Origin of the sequence: Pseudoalteromonas sp. SiA1 (assembly GCF_018732205.1) — a bacterium.
GTDB classification, from domain to species: Bacteria; Pseudomonadota; Gammaproteobacteria; order Enterobacterales; family Alteromonadaceae; genus Pseudoalteromonas; species Pseudoalteromonas tetraodonis.
Map to the genome: position 1 here is coordinate 2,229,739 of NZ_CP076084.1, position 21,866 is coordinate 2,251,604.

Here is a 21,866-nt window from a genome sequence, read left to right on the forward strand (position 1 = left end):
TAATCTTTTAAAGTTCTTTTTTGGAATATAAAAAGTTAGCTATTGTTCGCCAACTTTCTCTACTTAGTCTCAATTTAAATGAAAAAACAGTTATTCTCAGGCCTTGTTTTCACCTCTGCGTTAAGCACATTTAATGTATTTGCAACGAATGGCTATTTTACTCATGGCTACGGTATGACTCACAAAGGCATGGCAGGTGCTGGTGTAGCGTTATCAGAAGAATTAATGTCGGGTGCAAATAACCCGGCTGCTTTTTCAGCTAATGGCACGCAAATGTCGGTAGGCATAGAATTATTTGCTCCTGAGCGTAACTACACCGCTGCAAAGGTCGATGAATACTTTCCCAATGCACTGTATTTGGACGCAACCACAAAAAAAGTGATAACAGCTTATTTGCAATTCCCGAATTTGCTATTGGCCATCAACTAAATGAGCGCATTAATATTGGCCTATTAGTTTACGGTAACGGCGGAATGAACACAGAATATGTGGCTGATTCTGCCCCTCAAGGCACATTTTATGGCGGCACCACTGGTGTTGACTTAAAACAGTTATTTGTCAGTCCAACCATGAGCTATCAATTAAATGAGCAAATACGCCTAGGTGTTTCTGCTATTTATGTAGTGCAACAATTTGAAGCACAAGGTTTGGCAAATTTTGCCGCCTTTTCGCAAAAGCCAGAGGCGCTGTCTAATAATGGCGTTGATACCAGCACAGGCATTGGAATGCAACTTGGGATCAGCCACATTATTAACTCGTCATTTAGCTGGGGCGCCAGTTACCGTTCATCAGTGTCTATGGATGAATTTGACCGTTACAGCGGCCTGTTTGCAGAGCAAGGCGGGTTTGATTTACCAAGCTCTATTCAGCTCGGTACCGCTTGGCAGTTTTTACCATCGCACCAAGTGGTGTTTGATTGGCAAAAAATAAATTACAGTGAAGTAAAAAGTATCGCCAACCCTATTACTAATTTAATGTCAGCGCCACTAGGGGCAGAAGCCGGTGCAGGCTTTGGTTGGCACGATATGAGTATTTATAAACTGGGTTATCAATGGCAACGCACTGAGCAACAAAAAATTAGGTTTGGTGCTTCTTATACTGAGCAACCCATTCCATCATCTGACATTTTATTTAATATTTTAGCGCCCGGTGTGCAAGAATGGCATTTTACAGCAGGCATTAGTCATGCGCTTAGTGACGCGGTGCAATTTAACGCAATGGCTTTTTATTCACCCTCTAAAAATGTAACAGGTGCAAACTATTTAGCGCCTAATCAACAACTATCAATTTCAATGGAACAATCAGGATTGGGTGTATCCCTTGCTTGGAGGATTTAAACGATGACAACCGAATTCACACCACTATCTGGGGCTATTGGCGGTGGTTTAATTGGTCTAGCCTGCGCGTTATTACTGGTTTTATTTGGTAAAGTAGCGGGAATTTCAGGGCTTATAAAATCAATTTTTAATCCACTGGCAGCAGCTTCTCGTTGGAAACTGTGTTTTGTGATGGGGTTATTACTAGCAGGTGTATTTATACAATTATTTGCCCCTGAGCTGTTAGTAGGCGAATTAAACTTATCGCCTTGGATGATTATTATTGCAGGGCTTTTGGTCGGTGCGGGGACCACGTTAGCGAATGGCTGCACCAGTGGTCACGGCGTATGTGGTATGTCTCGCTTTTCGGCCCGTTCATGGGTATCAACCTGTACGTTTATGGCAATCGCCATTATCACCGCTAATTTAGTAGGGTAAATCATGCACGCAATTATTACGCTTATTTTAGGGTTTGTATTTGGTTTGGGACTAATTATTAGTGGCATGACCAACCCAGATAAAGTGCTTAACTTTCTCACTTTTAATCAGCAATGGGACGGTAGCTTAATTATTGTTATGGCTGTTGCAATGACCATTATGATGGGCGCATGGTTTTGGCTCACTAAAAAAGGCACGCCGGTGTTTAACGACAAACTAAGCCTTAGCGATTTAAAAAAGGTCGATACGCGGTTAATTACTGGCTCTATTTTATTTGGTTTAGGTTGGGGCTTAAGCGGCGTGTGCCCGGGCCCCGGGCTTGTACAACTGGTATCACTTAAAACAGAGTTTTGGTTATTTTTTTGCTTCCGTACTTGGCGGTATGTGGCTGACCAAAAAAGTATAACATGAATTGCCGAGCACGCCTCGGCCACTTAGCATACTAACCGTGATCTATGTTGTGTGCTCTTCAACTGCTGCTCAACTGAGTATATTACCAATCACTGTATATAAATCATCGCTATTAATGGGTTTGGCTATAAAGTCATCCATACCAACAATTAAACAGCGCTGCTTATCTTCCTCATAAGCATTTGCAGTGATCGCCACTATAGGTACTCGTAAGCCGGTTTTAATTTCAGTGGTTCTAATCGCGCGAGTGCATTCATAGCCATCCATGTTCGGCATTTGGCAATCCATTAAAATCAAATCAAACGACTGACTCTTTAATACTTCAAGCGCCTTTAAGCCATCTTCAGCCATTGTTAAACTCGCTTTAGTAGGCTCAAGCATTTTTGCAATCACCTGTCGGTTAATCGCATTATCTTCTACCAACAGTATACGTTTATCCAAAAGACTGGGCTGCGAGGCTGTTTTTTTAGGTAACTTTGAGGGAGCCTCTGCTGATTCTGGCGCACTAATACTAAAGGTGAACGTACTACCTTTACCCTCTTCGCTGTGTAAATGAATTTCACCGTCCATCATTTTTATTAGCTTTTGAGAAATAGCCAGCCCCAGCCCTGTTCCGCCATACTTACGAGCAACGCCCACATCAGCTTGAGTAAACTCACTAAATAATAATGACTGCTGTGCCTTTGCAATACCAATACCGCTATCTTCAACGCTAACCTGAAGTTTATTATCGTTATAATCGAACGATAATCGCACAAAGCCTTGCTCTGTAAATTTATACGCATTAGAGAGTAAATTAATAATCACCTGATTTAAGCGTAATTCATCAACACTAATGTACAGTGGTAAATTTGTGGTTTGAATTATGCTAAATTCTACTTCTTTAGTACTAACAATCGGCGTAAATAAAGAGCGTATATTTTCGATAAATGGAGCGACCTGCGTGGGTCTACTATTTAGCTCCATGGCATTTGCTTCAATTTTAGAAAAATCTAAAATATCGTTAAGAATATCAAGCAAATTTTTTGCGCTTTTTTGCTGCGTGAGCAACAACTCTTTTTGTTCATTACTTAAAGACTGATCTCGAAGCAAAACCTCTCCCATACCTAATATGCCATTCATAGGTGTGCGAAGTTCGTGACTCATATTAGCTAAAAATTGTGACTTAGCGATATTTGCTTCATTAGCGAGTTTAACGGCTTGTGTTAGCTCAGTTGTTTGTTCTGCTACTTTATCTGCGAGTTGCTGATTAAATTGACTAAGTTGTTTATTAAGGTCTTCATTTTTTACATTAGAGGCTTGCAAACTTTTGATTGAATGCTGAAGTGCATTGCCCAACATTTCAAATTGTTGCTGTAATTGCAGTACTTCATACCAACTAGAGTCTGTATTAAATACGTGTTTTTTAGTTTTACTAAAGCTGTTAATTAAATGAGTTAACTCTATGATGGGTTTAACCAGCAAATGGGTGAATTTATAAATAAATAATACCACCAGTGCAATAGAAAATAGCCCCAGCAACATAGTGGGCAACCAAGCAGCCACTACCACCAAGCTTAAATATTTACGATTGTAGAGCGATATAACCTGCCAACCTGTGGTGTCGTCAACATACTGATTTGTATGGTACACCTCGTTATCGTTTGAGCAAAAAAGCTGATTACCACTAAAACGTTGGATACTAAGATCCTGATGCTTAAAATCAGTCAGCGCAGCAAACTGACTTAACGAGCTAAATACTACTTTTTTATCGGCATCAAGAACAAGTAAATCCCCTTTATACTCAAATAAATTGGGAATAAACCGCTCTAACTGATCTAGCTTGAGCGACCCCTCAACTACACCATAAAACTCATCATTTTTATAAATGGGAGCCGAAAGCGCAACAATAGGTTGATCGCCTAATCCTCTGCCTTGAAAAACGCCACTGCTGTAGCCTAACGGGAACTGCTGAGCCTGAGCGAAATAAGGACGATCATTAACATAACGCTGACTCTGACTTAAACCACTTAGCAATTCACTGGGTATACTTTTCTCAACATAACCTTCGGAGTTCGCATACAGACTAGTTGCAAAACCAGGGTATAAAGCCATTAGCCGCTCAAGCTGCTGCTGTATTGGTGCTCCTGCACTCATTGCATCACTGGTTATTACCATTGCATTTTTATGAAACAACAAATAGTCACTAAGCTGGGCACTGATCGAGCGTGATTTTTCTTTAAGTTGCGTATTTACTTCGTATTCTAAGCGCGAGTAATGCTGATTAACCAAAAAGACACTGGTGATCAAAACCACCAAAACAATAATTATACTGACAACATAACTTAATATACGGGCCAGAGGCTGCCCTTGATAAGCCCGGCTTGCATGAGGGACAAATACACTCACTAAGTCGACCAAAGCTAACGCTATCATGGCATTGATAAAGTATTTTGAGGCAGCCACAACAAGCGTGAGCCAAGGCAGGCCTATAACAAAGTGACCCAAAGCCCACACCAGTGGTAAGCCGACTAAAAACCAAAACACTGCGCCTAAAGGAAGTATTGGCTTAGAACGCTTTAAGCAAAAGGTATAAAGCCAAAACAGCTCAAGTACATAAACAATACTGGTCCAGCTATGCCCCCAGCGATAAAATAAAAAACCAGTGACAATAGTTAAACTAAGGAGGGAATAACGAAGCCCAGCAAACACTAAACTGAGTATTACAAACGTCTGACCAAATAAAAATTCAGAGCTATCAAAAAAATACAGAGGTAAAAGGTTAGCGCATCCCCCCAAAAGCCCTAATAATATAGCAAGCGCCCACTTATTCCTCTGAGACGTCATATTGACCCTTAATAGCTTATTTAACACCTGCGGCGTAAAGTATAATCACGAGTTTTAATTATTGCTCACTCATTAGCTATTGTCTATAAAGGTAAAAATTTAGCTAAGTGGGTATGATCTAGAATTAGTGTACGAATAATATAAATAAGAAATATTGAAAAATGGAATTTTAATACACCCAAATGAGGAATTTGGGTGGCAGTCTTACCAGCCACATCTCGGCACACACGTCACAAACTGTGGCTGCTCCCTTCCGGGCCTGACCAGGTTCGCCTGCTAGTGTTGCGAGAGGACCAATAAGACTACCATTGAGGGCCTTGGTTGGCGCGATTGAGATTATCGCTACTTTTACTCTGTTATTCAAGGGATAATCAAAAAAGAAAGTGCGATTGCATACTTCATATACAATCGCAGGGTATTTAGTTATTAAAGCGGTTATTAATTACTCTCTAACTGCGCTTTTATATTACGTAGCGCTGCTTTTACCTTTTTCATGTTCTCTGGGCCCATGCGTAAAAGTTGTTTTTGTGCAGCGGGTAATTGCTCCCACTCAGAAAACGCATACTGATAAGTAACCGAGTCACGCAATAAAGGTAAGCTGCCTTTTGGCTCTGGAGTATCAAGTAGCAAGTCAATGGCATCTTCAAGTGTTTGTGTAAACTCATCATCGCCATAGCCAATTTCAGTGTATGCACTGTTGATTAGCGGTTTATATTCTTCATATAAACGAACAGCTTGTGCGGCACTCATACTTGTTAGTACTTTTACATATGGGGTGTAGCGTTCATAGCTATTAGGGTCAATGGTTAAAATATCGCCTTCGTTTACGCTAAAACCTTCTTCTAACTTTACAACTGGGGTATGTTTCTTAGCCACCTTACCTTTTGCTAAGTTATCGATAAACACCACACCACGACGAATAACATCATCGTTCAACACTAGGCTCATTGCCGCATCGCCTAAGTATTCATCTAATTTTGCAACCACGACAGGATCACTGTCATTTAATGTTGGTAAAGGCACAACCTCAGACTCTGGCTCAACGTCTGGGCGCTGTGTTGGCACTGCCAACTCTTCAGGTTTTTCTGGCTTAACCGATGGCGCACCGACCACTGGGTCGTTTTCAGGTTTTAGCTCCATAACGGGTTGCTCTTTTATGGGTTCTTCAACCTGCATAACTGTTTCTGGGGCTCCGCTTGGTTTTAATAATACAAACGCGGCGGCAATAATAATGATTAATAAAATAACCCCTGCGAAGATAAGGTTGTTATTCGGTGGACGTTTTTGAACATCTGATTCTGATGGTTTATCTGACATACGAACTCCATAAATATAAAAATGCGATACCGTTTAGAGTACTCTAAACAGATTTAATTCCTAACTTACACTAATATTCATTAATAAGTAGGGTCTGTTGACCTTTCCGGATTAAAATTTGTTCAGCCCCCTTGGGTAGAGGATGTTTAATTTTTAAGCTACGTTATCGCCTATTTATGGGAAGTAACCACAATACATAGGCTCAGCCTTGCCTGAAAAACAAACACACTACTAAAAATTCAACCTCGAAAGATAAATAGACTCTAACATATCCTTTGATTCTTCTAGCTTAAAGACTTACAGTAAATAAATAAAGTAAAGACAGCGAACAGTTTAAATACCTAACATGAAAATTAAGCAAGTCGATCCTAGTAAACCTAAAATTGCCTTATTACTAACAGGTGGTGGTGCCCGAGCGGCTTATCAAGTGGGTGTTTTGAAAGCGTTAGCGCAAAGTATGCCCAGAACCGCCCCGCTCCCCTTTAGAGTGATAAATGGCACCTCTGCCGGTGCAATTAATTCTGCAGCCTTAGCATGTTACGCCTCATGTATGCATTTAGCGGTAAGAAAACTAGAAACAGTTTGGAAAAACTTTTCAACTTCGATGGTATATAAAAGCGACTTTTTAAGTGTGTTTGGTCATATTACCCGTAATATTTTAACCAGTTTCCAGTCAGAGCATATAAACCATCCACCAGCAAGCTTGTTAAATAACCGACCACTTAGAAAACTGTTAAACGATATACTGGATTTACATCGTATTGAGCGTAATTTACACCGTGAATATTTAGAGGCGCTGTCTATCACTGCATCCAGTTATACTACTGGCGATTCTGTTGCTTTTTTTCAGTCAAATACGCAGCATTCTTGGCAACGAGCCAAGCGCGAAGGACGCGCTACTCGTATCAATGTTGAACACCTAATGGCCTCAAGTGCCATTCCTATGGTGTTTCCAAGTGTGAATATTTATAACCATTACTTTGGCGATGGCTCAATACATCAGCTTTCACCTTTGAGCCCCTCTATTCACTTAGGGGCAAATAAAATATTTATTATTGGGGTTGATCAACCCAAAGAGCCACATCCTCCAGGGTACTCTGCACATTTCCCGGGGCTTTCGGCCGTGGCAGGGCATTTACTCGACAGTGTATTTACCGACACCATGCAATCTGATTTAGAGCGCTTGGACAGAATAAACCGCACACTCGGTTTACTGCCCAATAAGCATAAGCATCAAGAATTGAAACAAATAGATAGCTTTATTATTAATCCATCGCAAAACTTCAATGCCATTGCCGCGCAGTATTACGATGATATGCCTTGGGCGATAAAAGTTTTATTACGTATGATCGGGGTAAAAAAGCGCTCTCAGTCGAGTTTGACCAGCTATTTGTTATTTGAAAAACGCTACACCCAGCATTTAATTCAAATCGGATACGACGATGGTATGAAACAACTCCCTGAAATCAGAAAGTTCTTAGAGCTAGAGTAAGTTTTTTTGCTTGATGGGCTACTCTATACCATCAAGTAAATAATGCTCAACACGTTCTACACGCCGTGGTTTACCTTGCAGCACTAGAATATCATTAGCATACAATATTGTGTGTTCTTGTGGTGTGTCTATTTCTTCGCCCTCGCGGCGAAGCGCCTTAATTAGCACTTTTCTTTTTGCTAAATTGAGTTCGCTAATTGCTTTATTAACCGCAAATGCTTTATCTGGTAAGGCTATTGCATGTAAATACTCTAAACGCTCTGGCAAGTTGGTATCGCTGTCAATATTTTCGCCGGCAAAAAAGCTATGCAATAATTTATAACGGTTTCGTCGCTCACTACTAACACGGCGAATAATACGGCTCATTGGCACACCAGACATTGACAACACATGCGACACCAACATTAAGCTTGCTTCAAGCGCCTCAGGCACAACCTCAGTAACCCCTAGCGCTTTTAAGCGCTCTAACTGACTATCATCACGGGTTCTTATGAGTATTTTAACCTTAGGTGCAACCTGTTTAATGGCATTAATGACTATTTGAGTTTGTTGAAATTCGGTAAAAGTAATAATGATTAGTCGCGCTCGCTCTACCCCCGCACACTTTAAAATATCTTTTTGCTCAACATGACCAAATATTAAAGGCTCGCCCGCCGCTTTTCCTTCCTGTACTAAAATGGGGTCGCTCTCTATTGCCACATAATCAATTGCCTCTGGGGATAAAAAGCGGGCAATAGTTTGTCCTACGCGAGAAAAACCGCATATCACCACATGGTTATGATAAAGCGTGCTACTTTGAAGCTCGTCTTCAAAGGCAAACTTTGCGCGCTCTAACATGCCTAGTCGTTTTAAAATAAAAGGGGTTTTATCAATTAAATAGGGCGTAAGCGCCATAGAAATTACGCCCATGGCAATTAAAAATGATACTTGCTCAACGCTCAGCAAGTTATGCTGTGCAGCGAGTGCAATTAACACAAAGCCAAACTCACCCATTTGCCACAACATTATAGCGCACGCTAACGCATCTTGTTTTCGCTCTCCCATAAATAAAGAAGATAACATCACTACGGCAATTTTTAAGATTAAGATGCCCATCAAGGCAACAATAATAATACCCGCATGATCAACAACAAAACCAATGTCTAACTGCATCCCCACGGTTACAAAAAATAACCCCATGAGAATATCGCGAAACGGGCGAATATCGGCCTCTAATTGATGACGATAGTGGCTCTCCCCTAGCATCATGCCTGCTAAAAAAGCCCCTAATGCCATCGATAAACCAAAAGAGTATGTGAGTAACCCGGCAAACAAAGACACCAATAACGTGGTTAATACAAACAGCTCATCGCTTCGTGCTAGTGCCACTTCTTTAAACACCTTGGGCAAAACCCACTTGCCAATAGCCCATAGCAATACACACACAAACGCGCCTTTAGTCAGCGCAAACAGTAATGCCCAACCAATACTATTGGGATCACTGCTGGCAAATAATGGCAAAATAATGAGTAACGGCACAACCGCAATGTCTTGAAATAGTAAAACACCGATTGCCAATTGCCCTCGGCGTTTATTTAAATCACCACTCTCTTTTAATAATTTAGCAACCACCGCCGTAGAGGAGAGCATAATAATAATGCCGATGGTAAAACTAGTTAATAAACTAAAATTTAATAAATAAAGGATTAAAATAAGCAAGATACTGCTGACTATGACTTGCAATGAGCCTAAGCCAAATACGATATTTCGCATTGCCATTAAGCGCGATACAGAAAACTCCAGCCCTAAACTAAATAACAAAAACACAATACCCAGCTCAGCAATAAAGTCCATTTCATGGCTTTGTGCCATCCAACCAACGCCATGGCCACCAGCTAGTAAACCTACCGCTAAATAAGCTAATACAGGGGGAAGCCCTATTCGCTTAAATAGCCATACAAATAGAACCGCAGCAACTAAAAGTCCAAAAACCTGAGCATTAATATTTTGCAATGCAATCCTTATAAGCAATCAATGGAATGTAACTTAACTATAGCAACCGTATAAGTTTCAGCCAGAATGTAAATATGGCATATAACCTGCTTAGTTATAAAAAGTAATACTATAGGGGGAAGAAATAGTGGAAAACGTTCATATTTTGACACAACGTATCTCTGGTCGCGGCGAATTTTTGCCGTTCTCAGCAGAGCAATATAATAGCAATACACCGACAGCACTGCATGAGCTAGCAGCTAAACTGCAAACGAGCTTAGTTTTAGAAGATATTTTAGGAACGTTTGCAAATTTTGCAAAACAACTGCTTAATTTTTCTGGTGTGCATTTTAAAGCAACAAGTATTGATGTAAAAACACCCAATAGTGATGTTGAAAATCCAGCGTACTCGTTTGATTTAAAAGTTGAAAATGAGTACTTAGGCACATTAACTTATTATACAAAGTATCCGCTTAGTGCGGCTATTGAGAAAAAGCTACAACACTTTCATAGTGTACTAATTTATCCATTGCGTAATGCGCTTATGTATAACCGTGTATTAAGGTTAGCCACAAAAGATTCATTAACCGGATTAAACAACCGTAGTCAATTTAATGACATGTTGCTACAAAAGCTTGAAAATCATCGACGTAACGGTCATTCGTTTAGTTTAATGCTGCTTGATTTAGATAATTTTAAGCAAGTAAATGACAACTATGGTCACAAAATTGGCGATGACGTTTTAATCGAGTTTGCTGCGGTTTTATCTAGTAGTATTAGGGGGACTGATTCGGTATTTCGCTTTGGTGGCGATGAGTTTTCAATATTAATCGAAGACCCGGCTTTTACCACCAATAAAGTGGTGGCTGAACGTATTATGCGTTTAGTCAGAAACTCACCGATTATGTCTAAATACAACGTCACAGCCAGTATTGGTTTTACGCTGACTAATAGCGACGATTGCCAGAACGAGATATTTTCTCGCGCAGATAAAGGCTTATATAAAGCAAAAGCATCTGGGCGAAACTGCGCAAAAGCCTATTAAGTAATAAAAACATTATTTTTAAAAAGCCTAGCCTCCCCCGCTGGGCTTTTTTACGCTACTTTTTTAATATCACGTGCTTATAAATGAGCAACATGGCGCAAAAGCCAAAAAAGAAGCCACTGAGTAAATTAAGCAATGCGGCAATTGTCGCAAGCGGTGTAAAAAGCACTAACAGTAAGGGCATACTCACCCCTAGAATGAAAAATACGCCCCCCTTACCTAACCAATAGGCAAGTAAAATGGCGGCACATACCATACCGCCCAACACAGCGTAGCCTAATGTAATTATATTAAGGGTTAAAAATACATTCGCTAAAACCGCAATCAATAGCGTAATTAATATGCCAGTAGGTGCCTTATTTATAAGCGACAGCCCAACATGAGGTTGTTGACTCATGATTTATACTCCCAAATAAAACCAGTATCATCTTTGTGATTATCACTAATAAAATAGCCAACCACTTGAACTAGCTCATCATTGTAAAAAATTAATGGAATATCAGCACGTAGCCAAGGCGCTACTTTTGCATCTTTAAACCAATGCTTAAGGGTATTACTGCCTGGTTTTTTGAGTGGTTTAATACGCGCACTATTACAGTTAAAACGAACACTGACTTGTTCATCAGGTTTAGGGGCGCGTATACCTATTCCCTGCAGGCATTGTAGTATTTGTCCGTCATTCAGCACTAGTTCGCGACTTGTTACGTGTTCAATATTAACGGCTAAAGGCGTCGGTTGCACAAAATACAGATAACCTTGATGACGGCGTATTTGTCCATCGCTTAGCTCAATAACCATTTGCGCATCAGCTTTGGCATGAATAGCCTGACTCATTATTTGCATTAACTGTTTTTGCGAAGGCATGGTATGAGTAAATAAAGCCAGCCATGCGCGCAGAAGATTCGCAATGCGAATAGCGCTGTAATGAGCCATATTTTGTATATTAAGCGCCTGATGTTGGTTAATACACTGTGCGAGATCTTGCTGGGTATATTCATCAAGCAGTGCTTGTTGCTGTTGTAATAATTCTATACTACGGGCTGTACACTGCTCAAACCCAGTAAAACGCTCAGCCAACTTAGGCACTATTTGTTGACGCAAAAAATTACGATCAAAGCGTTCATTGGAGTTTGACTCATCAGTAATATGGCTAATATTAAATTGCTGAGCAAACGCTTCTATGTCGCTGCGTTTTACCCCAAGTAATGGCCTGTAGCACTCACGGCCACTTTCAAGCACGCGAGTTTGCTGCATAGCGCCGAGCCCTTTTAAGCCTGAGCCGCGCTTTAAACGAAGTAGAAATGTCTCTACTTGGTCGTTTAAATGCTGGCCTAACAAAATGACACTATCACTTGGGCTGTGTTCATCAAGCGCTTGATAACGCGCTTCGCGAGCCTGCGCTTCAATACTGGTGCGCGATTTCGGCTCAATAATGACGTTTGCCGCCTTAAAATCAATTGAAAGCTGCTCACAGCGTGCATGGCAAAATTGCCGCCAGTGATGGGCGTTATCACTTAAGCCATGATTGACATAAATTGCACTTAAATCTAATTGCGGGCACTGCTGTTTTAACGCATGCATTACCTGCAACAGCACCACCGAGTCTACCCCACCAGATAAGGCTACTGTAAATGTGAATTGCCCATTTTCTAAGTAGTGATTAAGGGCTTTTTTTACCTGCAGATAAATAGGTGTTTTGTGCATTAATATACCCAATGAGTAAATTGCTAATAACCCGAACAATAAAGGCTCTACGTTACGGTATTTTAAAACAAAAAAAGCCGCATAGGCGGCTTTTTTCTATATTTAGCTATTTTTAACAATAACCAAACGACATTAAACGCTTGTAACGTTGGTCAAGCATCTCTTCAAGCGATAACGCTTGTAGGTCTGCTAAATCTCGCTTAAGGCGTACTTTTAAGTTACGTGCCATCGCATCATAATTACGGTGCGCGCCGCCTAGAGGCTCTTCAACTAAATTATTAATTAAATCTAGCTCTTTAACACGCTCTGCTGTTACACCCATTGCCTCTGCAGCCAATGGTGCTTTGTCAGCACTTTTCCATAAAATAGAGGCACAACCCTCTGGTGAAATAACCGAGTAAGTGCTGTATTGCAACATGTTTACTCTGTCGCCCACACCAATGGCTAATGCACCACCTGAACCACCTTCACCAATAACAGTACAAATTGTTGGTACTTTAAGTGCGGCCATTACTTTTAGGTTACGTGCAATTGCTTCAGACTGACCACGCTCTTCAGCGCCAACACCAGGGTATGCACCTGGGGTGTCGATAAAGGTCATGATTGGCATTTTAAAACGCTCTGCCATTTCCATTAAGCGCAATGCTTTACGGTAACCTTCAGGTTTTGGCATGCCAAAATTACGTTTGATTTTTTCAGCAGTACCACGGCCTTTTTGCTGACCGATCACCATTACTGGCTCACCATCTAAACGGGCTACGCCGCCTAAAATGGCAGGGTCGTTAGCAAACGTGCGATCACCCGCAAATTCGTCAAATTCCGTAAAAATACGCTCGATATAATCTCGAGTATAAGGACGCAACGGATGACGTGCTAACTGTGATACTTGCCAAGCGCCTAGTTCAGAGAAAATTTTCTCCTTCATTTGTGCGCTCTTTTCTTTAAGTTTACTGACTTCCTCTTCTAATCCAAGGTCTAATTCGCCAGCGCGGCTTACATTTTGTAATTCTTCAATTTTTGCTTCTAATTCTGCAATTGGAAGCTCAAAATCAAGATAATTGAGGCTCATGCTCTAAACTACCTAATTAGTTAAATTCTAGTTCTACATTTTGCGCTGCCATCAGCGATAACTTATGAATTAAGTCGTCACTTGGCGTAACACACCATTCGATCCCTAGGGTTAATTGCACCAACGCATCGGGGCGTTGATAATATACCTTGATCGGACACGTTCCCATTTTGTATGGTTCGAGTACTTTTTGTAATTTATCGAAGAAACCAGCCTCGATCTGCACCATATTCAGCGTCATCTTAATCGCTTTTATACGCTTTTCACGCGCCTGAGCAATGGTGTTTATTTCTCTGGCGGTCATTGTAATACCACCAGAGAAGTTATCAAAGCTGACCTGTCCGGATATCACCAAAATATTGTTGATTTGCAACATATCTTGGTACATTTCAAACTGTTCTGGAAACAAGCGTACATCAATTCGGGCGCTTTTGTCATCTAAAGTTATCAGTCCCCAACGATTTCCTTTTTTATTAATTAAGGTTCTCGCTGCAATCACTAAACCTGCTCCGGTTGAGACTACATCACGATTAGTTGGTTGTAAGTCGATGAGTCGCCCACTGGTATAATGCCCAAGCTCTCGTCGATACTGGTTTATAGGATGTCCGGTTAAATAAAGGCCTAGGGTGTCTTTTTCGCCATCAAGCCACTGATTATCCGTAAGCGGTGTTGCTTTTATAAACGCTTGCTCTACTTCATCAGGCTCTGTAGCCAATAAACCAAATAAATCACTTTGCCCTAATAATTCAGCTTTGTTGTGCTGATCGGCTGCGCGCATCGCATCTTTTAAGCTGGCTAATAGTGTTGCTCGCCCTGGCTGAGTTTTTTCAGGCCCTAGTTGGTCTAATGCGCCTGCATAAATTAATTTCTCGGTAACGCGTTTATTTAAGCGTTTTAAATCAACACGCGCACAAAAATCAAATAGGTCTTTAAATGGGCCGCCTTTTGCTCGCGCCTCTAATATGGCATCAACCGGCGCTTCACCTACGCCTTTAATTGCCCCTATGCCGTAAACAATTTCACCTTGAAGGTTAACAGTAAACTTGTATTCACCCGCGTTTACATCGGGCGGTAACAAAGTGAGTTTCATGTTTTCACACTCATCCACCAGCGTTACTATTTTGTCGGTGTTATCCATATCAGCCGACATTACCGCCGCCATAAACTCGGCCGGATAATGCGTTTTCATCCACAGCGTTTGATACGATACTAATGCATAAGCTGCTGAGTGAGATTTGTTAAAACCGTAACCCGCAAACTTTTCAACCAAGTCAAATATTTTTATTGCCAGTTCGCCGTCAATACCGTTGTTACGTGCGCCTTCTTCAAAGGTTGAACGCTGCTTTGCCATTTCTTCAGGCTTTTTCTTACCCATAGCACGACGTAACATATCGGCGCCACCCAGTGTATAACCGGCCAGCACCTGCGCTATTTGCATAACTTGTTCTTGATACAAAATAATGCCGTATGTCGGCTCAAGAATCGGCTTTAAACTTTCGTGTTGGTATTGCGCATCGGGGTATGAGATTTCTTCTCTGCCGAGCTTTCGGTCGATGAAGTTATCTACCATGCCTGATTGCAGTGGACCTGGGCGGAACAAGGCCACTAGGGCTATCATATCTTCAAAGCAATCGGGCTTTAATCGGCGGACTAGGTCTTTCATGCCGCGTGATTCTAGCTGGAATACCGCGGTGGTTTCAGCGCGCAGCAGTAACTCTATACTTTTTTTATCATCCAATGGAATGGTGTTGATATCGACCGGCTGTTTGCCTTCACGCTTTAAGCGCTCATTGGTCATATCCAGCGCCCACTGTAATATGGTGAGCGTACGTAAGCCTAAAAAGTCAAACTTAACTAAACCGGCGGTTTCTACATCGTTTTTATCAAACTGGGTAACAGGAAACTTGCCTTCGTCATCGCAATAGAGCGCCGCAAAATCGGTAATGGTGGTCGGCGATATTACAACCCCCCCGGCATGTTTACCGGCATTACGCGTACAGCCCTCAAGAATACGACACATGTCGATTAAGTCTTTAACTTCTTCATCGCCGTCGTAGGCTTCTTGCAAACGGGGTTCTACGTCAAATGCTTTAGCCAGTGTCATCCCAGGGTCGCCCGGAATAAGCTTAGAAATACGATCGACAAACCCATACGGATGACCAAGTACCCGGCCTACATCGCGTATTACCGCTTTTGCTGCCATAGTACCAAAGGTAATAATTTGCGATACCGCGTCACGGCCATACAAGGCCGATACATGATCAATTACTTCATCACGCCTATCCATGCAAAAGTCGACGTCAAAGTCGGGCATAGAAACACGTTCAGGGTTTAAGAATCGCTCGAAGAGTAGGTCAAATTCGAGCGGATCAAGGTCGGTAATTTTAAGGGCATAAGCCACTAATGAACCCGCACCTGAACCACGCCCTGGGCCTACTGGAATATTGTTATCTTTACTCCACTGAATAAACTCCATTACGATCAAGAAGTAACCAGGGAATCCCATTTGGTTAATTACATCAAGTTCTATTTTTAAACGTTCATCGTATTCGCCACGTTTTTCTTGACGTTCTTGCTCGTCAGGAAATAAAAACTGTAATCGTTCTTCAAGGCCGTCTTGTGACACTTTAACCAAAAACTCATCAATTTTTAGTGAGCCCGTCGGGTAATCTGGTAGGAAATACTCACCTAATTGCACGGTTACATTACAGCGCTTTGCAATTTCTACGGTATTTTGTAGCGCTTCTGGAATATCACTAAATAGCTCTGCCATTTGTTCTGGCGTTTTTAGGTATTGCTCTTGTGAAAAACGCTTTGGTCGGCGTTTATCATCTAGAGTGTAACCATCAAAAATAGCCACACGAATTTCATGGGCTTCAAAGTTTTCAGGTTTTAAAAATACCACTTCATTGGTGGCCACTACTGGCAATTGCTCATTTGTTGCAAGCTCCACCGCCATGTGCAAATAATTTTCTTCTTGAGCACGGTTGGTACGAATAAGCTCTATATAATAATGATCGCTAAAATGCTGTTTATAAAAACTGACCACCGACTCAACAATAGCGGGGTTACCTTTTATTAAGGCTTTTCCTAAATCGCCATCTTTGGCGCCCGAGAGTATGATAAGCCCCTCTTTTAAATCAACTAACCACTCACGGTCAATGACAGGGCGATGAAAAACATGGCCACGTTGATAGGCTTTAGAGATCAATAAAGTAATATTTTTATAGCCAATGTTATCTTTGGCTAATAATGTTAATCTGCTTGGTTCGTCGGGGAATTCTGGGCTACGTACCCAAAAATCCGCACCAACAATCGGCTTAATACCCGCATTATGCGCTGCGCCATAAAAACGCACCAGACCACAAAAGTTCATTTGATCGGTAATTGCCAACGCTGGCATTTCAAGCTCTTGTGCTTTAGCGACGATTGGTTTGGTTTTTGCCAAACCATCAACCATTGAAAAGTCTGAGTGAACTCTTAGATGAACAAATTCAGGAGCCGCCATAATTACTCCTTACCCGAAAGCGCAAGCACACGCTGCACAGGTTTAAAGCTCTTGCGATGCTCATCTATCGCACCGTATTGTTCAAGCGCTGCAAAATGTGCCTTAGTTGGATACCCCTTATGCCCTGCAAACCCATATTGTGGGTAGCGTGCATCAAGTTCAATCATTTCATCATCCCGGGCAACTTTTGCTAAAATAGACGCGGCTGATATTTCAGCAACTAGGCTATCGCCTTTTACCACCGCTTGTGCGGGCATGGCTAATTTAGGAAGGCGGTTTCCATCTACAAACACAAATTCAGGCACTGTGTTAAGTGCTTCCACCGCGCGGCTCATAGCAAGCATAGTGGCTTGTAATATATTTAACTCATCTATTTCACTGGGGCTACAACGGCCAATGGCGTAACACAGTGCTTTTTCTTTTATTTCGATGGCTAATAATTGGCGCTTTTTATCGGTTAATTTTTTAGAGTCGGCAAGGCCAGCAATCGGTTTAGCGGGATTTAAAATAACAGCGGCTGTAACCACATCACCCACCAGCGGTCCACGACCAACTTCATCCACACCGGCTATTAAGGTTACATTGGGTCGTTCAATTTGCATCTATTAACTCCGCCACTGCATTTGCAGCTTGTTTACTTGCATCTAATCTAATTTTTTCATGTATAGCTAAAAAGCGTGCTTTTAATTCTTTATTATCGCTATTGAGCATAGGAGTGAGCGCCGCGGTTAAATTAGCCACATTACACTCACTTTGTAAAAACTCTGGTACTAACTCTTCATCTGCCAATAAATTGGGTAGCGAAAAATATTTAATATTAAAGGTAAATAAGGTTTTAAAAATCCAATAACTCATGGGTTTAATTTTATAACCAACCACCATTGGCTTTTTATATAACATGCCCTCAAGCGTTGCTGTGCCTGATGCAAGCAATATAGCATCGGCGGCTTGCATGGCTAAATTTGATTGGCCATCTAGTAAGTTAACATTAAGTGAGGGCGCTGTGGCATTTAAAATAGCAATAAACTGCGCTTTGCGCTTTTCGTTCACCAGTGGCACCACGACTTTTAATGCAGGGTTCTGCGCTTGTAACTGCGCCGCTGTTTTTATGTAAGTTTCGCTTAACAAGCCCACTTCTGAGCCCCGGCTCCCGGGCAATAACGCTAACACCTTATCATCAGCACTTAAGCCTAGTTGGCTGCGGGCTTGGCTATCGTCGTGCTTAAGTGCAATGTCGTCGGCTAATGTATGGCCTACAAAAGTACACGGTACTTGGTGTTTGTCGTAAAATTCTTTTTCAAAAGGCAATAAAGCCAATACTAAGTTAGTGGCTGCACTTATAGTGTGAATACGTTTTTCACGCCACGCCCACACTGAAGGGCTTACGTATTGCACGGTTTTGATGCCTGCATCTTTTAACGGTTTTTCTACACGTAAATTAAAATCGGGCGCATCAATGCCTATAAAAACATCAGGAGGGTTATCAATAAAGTGCTGTACTAACTGTTTGCGGATTTTTAGTAAACGCGGTAAACGGCCTAGGACTTCAACCAAGCCCATAACCGACAACTCATCCATATCAAACAGCGTTTTGCAGCCTTGAGCTTGCATTTTAGGGCCTGCAATACCTTCAAAAGTGGCATCAGGAAAGTGTATTTTAAGCGCTTTTATGAGCCCTTCACCTAAAATATCGCCCGACAGTTCACCTGCCACAATACCAATTCGTAGTTGTTTTTTATCTTTTTTCATTTGCTATTTTTTCACAAGTAAACCCGGCGTTCATACCGATTAGTTTACCGTGTTTTAAGGCTAGGTTAAACGCTTAAAACACACCACTTTTTTCTAACTTACTCTTAATTGATGATTGCGTATTTTATAGACTGATGTAATGTCATAGTATATTAAAGTTTTCTAATATACATATTGACAAAAATTGTACAAACGCTAATAATGATGCAAACTTTCAGAAATTACTGAAAGTTTATTAAAACATTAACAATTGCTTTGTGCTGTCACTGCATCACAACCAAAGGAGCCAAAAATGATAGATGAAACCTTTGTGGATCTATCGCGATTACAGTTTGCTGTCACCGCTCTATTTCATTTTTTATTTGTGCCGTTAACAATCGGTATGACCTGGATTTTAGTTATCATGGAATCGGTTTATGTTATGACCGGTCGCGAAATTTATCGTGATATGACTAAGTTTTGGGGCAAGTTATTTGGTATTAACTTTGCTATTGGCGTGGCGACGGGCCTCACCATGGAATTTGAGTTTGGTACTAACTGGTCGTATTACTCGCACTATGTGGGTGATGTATTTGGTGCGCCACTGGCCATTGAAGGCTTAATGGCCTTCTTTTTAGAATCAACCTTTGTGGGAATGTTCTTTTTAGGTTGGGATAGGCTCTCTAAACGCCAGCATTTAGGGGTCACATTTTTAATGGCGCTGGGCACAAATATGTCTGCGCTGTGGATTTTAGTCGCTAATGCGTGGATGCAAAATCCAGTAGGGGCTGAGTTTAACTATCAAACCATGCGCATGGAAATGACCAGTTTTGCAGAGCTGGTATTTAACCCTGTAGCACAAGTTAAGTTTATTCATACCGTGTCTGCAGGTTATGTGGCCGCCTCTATGTTTGTACTTGGAATTAGTAGCTGGTACATATTAAAAGGACGTGATTTGGCATTTGCTAAACGGTCGTTCTCGGTGGCATCAGGCTTTGGTTTAGCCTCTATTTTGTGTGTTATTTTACTCGGTGATGAATCTGGCTACGAAGTCGGTGAAGTACAAAAAGTAAAACTCGCGACCATAGAAGCTGAATGGCATACAGAAGAAGCTCCAGCAGCCTTTACTGCAATAGGTTTCCCTGACTCAGAAGAGCAAGTCACTCATGCTGCAGTAAAAATTCCCTACGCATTAGGGATTATTGCAACTCGCTCACTTGATGAGCAAGTGATTGGTATTTCAGATCTTGAGAAAAAACACGAAAAGCGTATTCGCAATGGCATGATTGCTTATGAATACCTAGAAAAACTTCGCGCAGGTGACGATACCCCTGCAAATATCGAAAAGTTTGATAACGTCAAAGATGATTTAGGCTATGGCTTATTACTTAAACGTTACACTCCTAATGTGGTAGATGCCAGCGAGGCACAAATACAACAAGCCGTTAAAGACTCCTTCCCTAAAGTGGGCCCTATGTTTTGGTCATTTAGGATTATGGTTGGCTGTGGCGTAATTATGCTTGGCGTGTTTATTCTCTCTTTTTATTACAACGCCCATCGTATTATTGAACAAAAACGTTGGTTGTTGTGGGCGGCGGTATTGAGCATTCCTCTGCCTTGGATTGCTATTGAATTTGGTTGGATTGTGGCTGAATATGGCCGCCAGCCATGGGCTATTTCTGAAGTATTACCGACCTTTTTAGCAACGTCATCGCTGACGGTAAATGATATTTTAATTAGCTTGACCGGTTTTATTGTTTTCTATACTGGATTGGCGATTGTTGAAGCATGGTTAATGATTAAATTTATTAAGCAAGGCCCAAGCTCCCTTCATACCGGTAAGTACCATTTTGAATTACCTGATCACAGCACGGCTGCTAAAGGAGAACTATCATGATTTTTGATTATGAAACATTAAAAATGCTCTGGTGGTTAATTATTGGTGTGCTGTTAATTGGTTTTGCCATTACCGATGGTATGGACATGGGCGTTGCTATGTTACTGCGCTTTGTGGGCAAAACAGACAGTGAACGTCGTACCGTTATTAATACCATTGGTGCCCACTGGGATGGTAACCAAGTATGGTTTATTACTGCAGGCGGTGCCTTGTTTGCAGCGTGGCCTATGGTTTATGCGGCAGCGTTTTCTGGTTTTTACTTTGCCATGATGCTGGTGTTATTTGCATTATTTTTTAGACCTCTTGGCTTTGATTATCGCTCTAAAGTTGACTCTAAACGCTGGCGTAATAACTGGGACTGGGGCTTGTTTGCCGGTAGTGCCATACCTGCGCTGGTATTTGGTGTCGCGTTTGGTAACTTGTTTTTGGGTGTACCGTTTAATATCGATAATTTATTAAGAGTCAGTTACCAAGGGTCGTTTTTTGCTTTACTTAATCCGTTTGCGCTCATTGCCGGCTTAGTTAGTATTACCATGTTAATTGCACACGCGGGAATGTGGCTACAACTGCGCACCGCAGATCAGGTCGCTGAGCGCTCAGGACAATATGGTCGCTACTCATTACTTGCCTTTATAGTGTTATTTGCGGCGGCTGGTGTGTGGATTGCCAACCTAACGGGCTATCAAATTGTTTCTATGGGTGATACTCAAGGCCATGCAGATCCACTGGCAAAAGTAGTCACAACCGCCCAAGGCGCATGGCTGAATAACTACAGCGAACGTCCATGGACAATGACCTTCCCTATTTTGGCATTTGCAATGGCACTGTGTGCACTGCTGTTTTCTAAAGTAAATAAACCCGCTTTAGGCTTACTGGCAACCAGTGTGATGTTAATTGGAGTGATTATGACCGCGGGCGTTTCGTTATTCCCATTTATCATGCCCTCAAGCAACAACCCTGATATTAGCTTAACCATTTGGGATGCGGTATCAAGCCACAGAACACTCAATGTTATGTTTATTGCTGTGGTTATATTTGTGCCACTCATTTTAGCCTACACCACGTGGTGTTATGTAAAAATGTGGCGCAGAGTGACGGTTGATGAAATTGAAAACAACCCTCACGGCAGCTATTAAGGAGACTA

The 21,866-nt window shown here is 41.5% G+C and carries 16 protein-coding genes, 1 other RNA gene and 1 pseudogene; 8 read left to right on the forward strand and 10 right to left on the reverse strand.

The genetic code is table 11. The features are described from left to right. Window positions 1–78: 78 nt before the first annotated feature. The 4 genes and pseudogenes from KK487_RS18540 to KK487_RS10345 all read left to right on the forward strand — a co-directional run bounded on the left by KK487_RS18540 (window position 79) and on the right by KK487_RS10345 (window position 2,160). Complete coding sequence (locus KK487_RS18540) at window positions 79–429, forward strand: hypothetical protein (RefSeq protein WP_236613511.1); 351 nt, start codon at window positions 79–81, stop codon at window positions 427–429. Beyond that, a complete protein-coding gene (locus tag KK487_RS10335; protein ID WP_236613538.1) occupies window positions 414–1,337 on the forward strand; it encodes an OmpP1/FadL family transporter in 924 nt (307 codons plus the stop codon). Before KK487_RS18540 ends, KK487_RS10335 begins: the two co-directional genes overlap by 16 nt. Before the next feature lie 3 nt (window positions 1,338–1,340). Beyond that, the gene (locus KK487_RS10340; protein ID WP_036981994.1) at window positions 1,341–1,754 is read left to right on the forward strand and encodes a YeeE/YedE family protein; all 414 of its coding nucleotides are present in this window, start codon (window positions 1,341–1,343) and stop codon (window positions 1,752–1,754) included. A 3-nt stretch (window positions 1,755–1,757) separates the two neighbouring features. Continuing rightward, window positions 1,758–2,160, forward strand: a pseudogene (locus KK487_RS10345) (DUF6691 family protein). Window positions 2,161–2,234: 74 nt separating this feature from the next. On the opposite strand, the gene KK487_RS10350 reads toward KK487_RS10345, so the two are convergent. The 3 genes from KK487_RS10350 to KK487_RS10360 all read right to left on the reverse strand — a co-directional run bounded on the left by KK487_RS10350 (window position 2,235) and on the right by KK487_RS10360 (window position 6,308). Further along, complete coding sequence (locus tag KK487_RS10350; RefSeq protein WP_128583751.1) at window positions 2,235–4,991, reverse strand: response regulator; 2,757 nt, start codon at window positions 4,989–4,991, stop codon at window positions 2,235–2,237. Window positions 4,992–5,193: 202 nt separating this feature from the next. After that, window positions 5,194–5,290, reverse strand: an RNA gene (gene ffs / locus KK487_RS10355) — signal recognition particle sRNA small type. Window positions 5,291–5,429: 139 nt separating this feature from the next. Beyond that, window positions 5,430–6,308, reverse strand: a complete 879-nt coding sequence (locus KK487_RS10360) for a DUF3014 domain-containing protein (protein WP_013465410.1) — start codon at window positions 6,306–6,308, stop codon at window positions 5,430–5,432. A gap of 346 nt (window positions 6,309–6,654) precedes the next feature. Here KK487_RS10360 and KK487_RS10365 point away from each other — a divergent pair, with 346 nt between their 5' ends. Continuing rightward, on the forward strand, window positions 6,655–7,800 hold the full coding sequence (locus tag KK487_RS10365) for a patatin-like phospholipase family protein (RefSeq protein ID WP_013465411.1): 1,146 nt from the start codon (window positions 6,655–6,657) through the stop codon (window positions 7,798–7,800). 18 nt (window positions 7,801–7,818) lie between these two features. On the opposite strand, the gene KK487_RS10370 is transcribed toward KK487_RS10365, so the two are convergent. Next, entirely contained in the window at window positions 7,819–9,792 is a 1,974-nt protein-coding gene (locus KK487_RS10370) for a monovalent cation:proton antiporter family protein (protein WP_013465412.1), read from the reverse strand. 127 nt (window positions 9,793–9,919) lie between these two features. On the opposite strand from KK487_RS10370, the gene KK487_RS10375 reads away from it, so the two are divergent. Further along, window positions 9,920–10,816 carry a GGDEF domain-containing protein gene (locus tag KK487_RS10375; RefSeq protein WP_008467488.1) on the forward strand — a complete coding sequence of 299 codons (897 nt, stop codon included), beginning with the start codon at window positions 9,920–9,922 and terminating at the stop codon, window positions 10,814–10,816. A gap of 55 nt (window positions 10,817–10,871) precedes the next feature. Here KK487_RS10375 and KK487_RS10380 read toward each other — a convergent pair whose 3' ends face one another. The 6 genes from KK487_RS10380 to lpxB all read right to left on the reverse strand — a co-directional run bounded on the left by KK487_RS10380 (window position 10,872) and on the right by lpxB (window position 18,846). Further along, the gene (locus tag KK487_RS10380; protein WP_008467489.1) at window positions 10,872–11,213 is read right to left on the reverse strand and encodes a hypothetical protein; all 342 of its coding nucleotides are present in this window, start codon (window positions 11,211–11,213) and stop codon (window positions 10,872–10,874) included. Next, window positions 11,210–12,520: a tRNA lysidine(34) synthetase TilS gene (gene tilS / locus KK487_RS10385; protein WP_013465413.1), complete on the reverse strand. Its 1,311-nt coding sequence runs from the start codon at window positions 12,518–12,520 to the stop codon at window positions 11,210–11,212. Before tilS ends, KK487_RS10380 begins: the two co-directional genes overlap by 4 nt. 112 nt (window positions 12,521–12,632) lie before the next feature. Then, window positions 12,633–13,589, reverse strand: a complete 957-nt coding sequence (accA, locus tag KK487_RS10390; protein WP_008467493.1) for an acetyl-CoA carboxylase carboxyl transferase subunit alpha — start codon at window positions 13,587–13,589, stop codon at window positions 12,633–12,635. Between the two features lie 16 nt (window positions 13,590–13,605). Continuing rightward, window positions 13,606–17,097 carry a DNA polymerase III subunit alpha gene (gene dnaE, locus KK487_RS10395; RefSeq protein ID WP_013465414.1) on the reverse strand — a complete coding sequence of 1,164 codons (3,492 nt, stop codon included), beginning with the start codon at window positions 17,095–17,097 and terminating at the stop codon, window positions 13,606–13,608. Between the two features lie 2 nt (window positions 17,098–17,099). Continuing rightward, window positions 17,100–17,699, reverse strand: coding sequence for a ribonuclease HII (gene rnhB, locus KK487_RS10400; protein WP_096038617.1), 600 nt, complete (start codon window positions 17,697–17,699; stop codon window positions 17,100–17,102). Then, complete coding sequence (gene lpxB, locus KK487_RS10405; RefSeq protein ID WP_128583365.1) at window positions 17,689–18,846, reverse strand: lipid-A-disaccharide synthase; 1,158 nt, start codon at window positions 18,844–18,846, stop codon at window positions 17,689–17,691. The genes rnhB and lpxB overlap by 11 nt, the downstream gene beginning before the upstream one ends. 292 nt (window positions 18,847–19,138) lie before the next feature. Here lpxB and KK487_RS10410 point away from each other — a divergent pair, with 292 nt between their 5' ends. Both KK487_RS10410 and cydB read left to right on the forward strand, forming a co-directional pair. After that, entirely contained in the window at window positions 19,139–20,722 is a 1,584-nt protein-coding gene (locus KK487_RS10410; RefSeq protein ID WP_013465416.1) for a cytochrome ubiquinol oxidase subunit I, read from the forward strand. Next, window positions 20,719–21,858, forward strand: coding sequence for a cytochrome d ubiquinol oxidase subunit II (cydB, locus tag KK487_RS10415; protein WP_128583366.1), 1,140 nt, complete (start codon window positions 20,719–20,721; stop codon window positions 21,856–21,858). The genes KK487_RS10410 and cydB overlap by 4 nt, the downstream gene beginning before the upstream one ends. The last annotated feature ends 8 nt before the right edge of the window (window positions 21,859–21,866 follow it).